At 79.1% G+C, this 1122-nt stretch carries 3 protein-coding genes; 1 reads left to right on the top strand and 2 read right to left on the bottom strand.

Annotated features, from left to right (window positions below):
- Positions 1-148 precede the first annotated feature (148 nt).
- Positions 149-274: a hypothetical protein gene (locus tag ABD211_RS16775; RefSeq protein ID WP_344132157.1), complete on the bottom strand. Its 126-nt coding sequence runs from the start codon at positions 272-274 to the stop codon at positions 149-151.
- Between the two features lie 105 nt (positions 275-379).
- Positions 380-520 (bottom strand): hypothetical protein, encoded by a 141-nt coding sequence (locus ABD211_RS16770; RefSeq protein WP_344132154.1) that lies wholly within the window; start codon positions 518-520, stop codon positions 380-382.
- A gap of 77 nt (positions 521-597) precedes the next feature.
- Here ABD211_RS16770 and ABD211_RS16765 point away from each other — a divergent pair.
- Positions 598-1122 (top strand): vWA domain-containing protein (locus ABD211_RS16765; RefSeq protein ID WP_344132151.1); only part of this gene is annotated, 525 nt, incomplete at its 3' end.

Below are 1122 nucleotides of genomic sequence, written 5' to 3'. Positions count from 1 at the left end.
ACTGCGTCGTCCGGGGCGCCGGCGCGCCCGCGGTCCCCGGCGTGCTGACCGCGCTCGCCGCGCCCGCCCGACTGGTCACCGAGGCGGCGGCCCGGCTGGCGGACCCCGCGCGGCTGGTGCCGGTCGCGCCGACCACCATCACCGTGCGCTACCAGCCCGTCGGCCAGACGGGCGACACCGTGGCCGGCACGCCGCCGCGCGTGCTGTTCGTCGTGAACACCGGCATCTCCACCGCGGGCCCCGACGCGTCGGGCACCCCGACCGTGGTGGGCACCTACGCGGCGGTGCTCGGCGCGCTCGACGCGATGCCGCCGGCCGCCTCGGTGGCGCTGCGCAGCTATCCCGACCCGGGCGACGACTGCGGGCCGGGCGGCCTGCGCTACGGCTTCGCCTCGCCCACCGACAGCGGGCTGCGCACCCAGGTCCTCGGGCTGCGGCCCGGCGGCCGCACGTCGACCGGGCCGGCGCTGCTCGCCGCCGCCGACGACCTGCGCCGCGCCGGCGTGACCGGCGCGACCATCGTCCTCATCTCCGACCAGCGGGACGCCTGCGGCGTCGACCCGTGCGAGGCCGCGCGGGCCATCGCNCCGCGCCGGCGTGACCGGCGCGACCATCGTCCTCATCTCCGACCAGCGGGACGCCTGCGGCGTCGACCCGTGCGAGGCCGCGCGGGCCATCGCCGAGGAGGGCCTCGCGGTCGTCAACACCATCGGGTACGGCTCGGGCGACGGCGGCTCGCTCGCCTGTGTCGCCCGGGCCACCACCGGCCGGCACGTCACCGTGGCCTTCACCGCCGCGGCCTGCGCGGCCGCGGTCGAGGCGACCTCGGCCCGGCTGCGGGTCACGCTCACCAGCCCGCCCGTGGACACCGTGGCCAGCCCCACCGACGACGTGGTCATCACCGCGACCGTCGCCAACGCGTCGTCGGTCACCGTGCGCGACGTGCGGGTGCTGCTGCGCTTCCCGCCGGCCGTGGGCAACTCGGCGCCGGCCGTGGCCGGCGCGGCCCGGGCGCTGGGCAACCTCGCCCCCGGGCAGTCCCGCGAGGTCACCTGGACGTACCCGGCGGCGGCGCGGCCGGTCGGGCGGGTGTCGTGGTTCACGGTGACCGGCAGCGCCGAC

It is taken from the genome of Luedemannella flava (genome assembly GCF_039528515.1).
Lineage (GTDB): Bacteria > Actinomycetota > Actinomycetes > Mycobacteriales > Micromonosporaceae > Luedemannella > Luedemannella flava.
The sequence above is the reverse complement of the archived record's forward strand: the minus strand, read 5'-3'. Positions and strand labels throughout refer to the sequence as shown.